Origin of the sequence: Pseudoalteromonas sp. TB25, assembly GCF_000497995.1 — a bacterium.
Taxonomy (GTDB): domain Bacteria; phylum Pseudomonadota; class Gammaproteobacteria; order Enterobacterales; family Alteromonadaceae; genus Pseudoalteromonas; species Pseudoalteromonas distincta.
In genome coordinates, this window is the sequence record NZ_AUTI01000427.1 from 1 (window position 1) to 3,718 (window position 3,718).

At 43.9% G+C, this 3,718-nt stretch carries 1 protein-coding gene (cut by a window edge); it reads right to left on the reverse strand.

Annotated elements, in window-relative coordinates; all coding sequences use genetic code 11:
* Positions 1 to 3,718 carry part of the coding region annotated (locus L652_RS0120645) for an RHS repeat-associated core domain-containing protein (RefSeq protein WP_024603624.1) on the reverse strand (this coding region is incomplete at its 3' end). Its footprint extends 435 nt past the window's final position, so 3,718 of the 4,153 annotated nt are shown.

Below are 3,718 nucleotides of genomic sequence, written 5' to 3' on the forward strand. Positions count from 1 at the left end.
GTCCTGCATCAGTAAATGGGCCTATTTGATTGGACTGTACACTTTCAATTGTATGAACCGCTGCATCTACATCACCTCCTGACATCGCGAGAGTAACAATACCTGCACCACCTGCTACAACATCAACTACTGTGTTTAGTAATCCAGAAACAAATAAATCAAGTCCGCCTGTAACTGCATCAAAAGCATTAATCTGCTCAACCATCTCGTCAGCTGTGCATCCTGATTGCTCTTGCTTACAAATATTTTCTATTTGGTTTCTAAGGTCAGCTGATATCTCTGGTTTTGCATCAAGCGCTGCTTTTACCTTTGCCTGCCCTTCTTTACACAACAACCCAAACGGATCTACCCAATTAACCGGATTTGGCGCATATTGATAATGGTTTATGCCACCCACTAGACCAATCGGGTCTTGGTTTATAAAGCGTTGCTGTTTGGGGCTGTAATAGCGATAACGGTTGTAATGTAGGCCGCTCTCTTCATCTAAATATTGCCCTTGAAAGCGAATTGGCTGAGTGAAGGTGTTTTCTTTATTAGTGTCAGGCTCGGCTTCTGGCTCTTCATAACCATACGCATCGGCTTGGTTTTCCCATACGACTTCTGCTTTGCTGTTGGTTACAAACCGCGGCGTATTAAGCTGGTCTAGGTGATAGTAATACACCTCACCTTGTTTAATTAGTGCGACTGGGTGAAATTGATTAGGCAGGTTAATATACCAGGTATATTCACCATGTTGGCATTCGCCGATTAACTGGTCGTTATCCCAAATGTAGTCAATTTTACCGTGCTCGGTGTGCTTGGCGATACGACGACCTAGTGGGTCGTAGTCGTATTGGGTAAGCGTGCCGTTGTTGTTAAAACAGCTTAACTGATTAAACGCGTTGTATTCACGACGGGTTTTAATGCCTTTGCCGGTTTCGCGTATTTGGTTACCAAACTCGTCGTAGTAAAAGTCGCTGTCGCCAAAGTGTGTTAGGCGGTCGGCGTCGGTGGCACTGTTTATTGTGGTGTTGTTAGTGCCTTCATTATTTGCTACTGAGTCAGCGTTGCTACTATTTTTACTACTACTTTCACTACTATTTGCTGCTAACTCATTGTATTCGCTATGGGTGGCGCGCGTTAAATCAATAGAAGAGCTGGCTGTATACCCGTTGCTGGCTGCATCATGTTCTATACCCTGCTCGTCTGTATCTCTAAGGTCTGCATCGCTTGTGTTTGATTTAACTGTTTGGCTTTGTGGGTTACCAAAGCTATCCCACTGGTAGTATGTGGTTGTATCAGCACGTGAGCCTGCCAATTTTTGTTGTATTAACTGGCCGAGGCTGTTGTATTCAAAATTGATATTTTGGCTGCTTACGCCTTCATTTTTGCGGGCAATAAGCTGGTTTACACTGTCGTAGTTGTACGTACAGGTATCAAATAATGTTTGCGCTGGGTGTGTAAGCTGTTGCTGCGTTAAACGGTTAAATACATCATACTGTTGATTGAGGGTAATACTGTTACCAAACTGCTGGGTTTTAATATTACCTTGGCTGTCGTAGCTGAGCTGTGCAAGTTCAACAGCAGTACTGTTGGCTTGCTGTAAGTGAATAGTACTTAGCTGGCCAAACTGGTTGTAGCTGTATTTAAGCGTAGTTGAATCTGGCAGGGTAAGGGTTTGTCTTCTGCCATATTCGTCGTAGCTGTATTTTAAGGTATGCGCTTGTTGCTGGTTATTAACTTGCTCGGCGCACAGTAGCCGCCCGCCTTTATCAAACTGCTGCTTTAAGGTTGATTGTGCATTATGTGCACGCGTAATGTTACCTTGCTTTGTGTAGCTGTAGTAATTGGCGTTATTAATTATATGTGAGTCGCTTGCAAGGCTTGCATGTTGCGCAGTTACACGGCCAAGGCTGTCGCGCTCTATTTTTACATGGCGTTTGTTGCTTTGCGTTACTGAGGCTAAGCGGTTACAGGCATCGTATTTATATTGCTGTAGCGTACCATCAAACCCGGTTATTTGTGTTGGGTTTTCGTTCGCGTCGTAACTTATGCGGTATACGTGACCGTCGCTTCGCTCGATGGCTGTTAAGTTTCGCTCTTTGTCGTACGTTAAATGCAGGGCGCTGCCATCGGGCTGAATAACACAGTGCGGTTGGCTTAGCCCTTCAAAATGTTGCTCTGTGGTATCGCCTTTGCTGTTTTGCGAGCTAATTAATCGCCCTGCTTCGTCGTAGCTAAAATTTTGATGCTGTTTATTTTCAGGCTCTTTTTCATCAAAGGCAATGGTTTGCGTAAGCTGGCCATGCTCATTGTATTTATATTGAGTGAGTAAGCCTGCGTTATTCAGTGTGGCATTTACGCGGCCTAAATTGTCGTAGCTGTAACGTATTAGCTCATCGTTAAGGTGTTTGGCTAACAGCTCGCCTTGCTCGTTCCAAATAAATTTGGTGATTTGACCATTTTTATTAATATGCTGGGTTAACTGGCCGAGCTTATCGTAGCTGTATAATGTGGTGCGGCCATCACCAAAGGTTTCGCTTTGTAATAAGCCAGCCACACTGTATTTACGCGTAATGGTTTGGCCATCAGGTAAGGTAGTTAATACACGTTGCCCAAGTTGGTTGTAAGCAAAATGGGTTTGGCTACCATCTGGCTGTGTTATTGTTTCTAATTGGCCGAAAGGTGTGTAGCTATAGCGCGTTGTGCTGCTATCGGGCTTAATTTCACTGAGCTTTTGCCCTTGCGCATTGTATGTAAATTGCCAAACGTTGCCGTTAGGGTCGGTATGTTTTACCAATTTACCTTGTACGTTATGTACAAAGTGCTCTTTATGACCGCGTGAGTCTATACAGGTTGTTTCACCAGCCTCTAAGTTATATTCAAACTGGTAAGTATAGGTGTTGTTATCGCCCCATTGTTTTATACATTTAGCGCTGGGTGAGTAGCTATCCCACTCAAAATGATGGCTAAAGCCACTAGCTCGGGTACGCTTTGTTAATAAATTAGCGGCGTTGTAGGCGTAACGCTCAGTTTCGTTTTGCTGATTAGTTGACTGAACAAGGTTTTTGTTTTCGTCGTACTCATAGCTTGCTAGTAATGGCGATAGCAATTGCTGTTTGTTGTTTTTATCAGTGCAGTACGCTGCTATTTTGCTTAATAAACCTTGCGCGTTGTAGCTAATAATGCAGCCACGTACTTTGTTTACTTCTATTCGGTGTAGGCGCTCTTTTGCATCGTAATAAAACGCGATACTTTGGCCTTTTTCGTTAATTATTTTTTCAAGCAACCACGCGCTTTCGCCTGGTTTAAAGGTAAGGTGTTGGTCATCTGGTGTTACAAGTACTTGCTTACCATTTGTTTGGTAATGTAGCGCAAGGTTACTACTTAACTGATAGCTTGATTGGCCAGGTTTCACCTTTTCAAATTTATGTTTAGCGCCGTGCTCGTCTTGGTACTCTAACCAGTAAGTGCCTTTTTGCTTAGGGCCAACTTTTGGCGGCGGCAAATAATGCTCTGTAAGGCTTGCCATAAAGTCATGGCGCCAACCATTACCCATTGTTGTGCATACATCAGCATGAGATGAGCGATACAAACGTCGCCACACTAATTGGCGACTGCCTGCCAATGTAAAGTCGATAAGCGGGAGAATTTCTTCGCCCGACAGCATTGATACCGGATCTGAACGGCACTCTTGGTTTATAATTGGCTCTTCGCTTGCGGTGTTATTACTTGCACC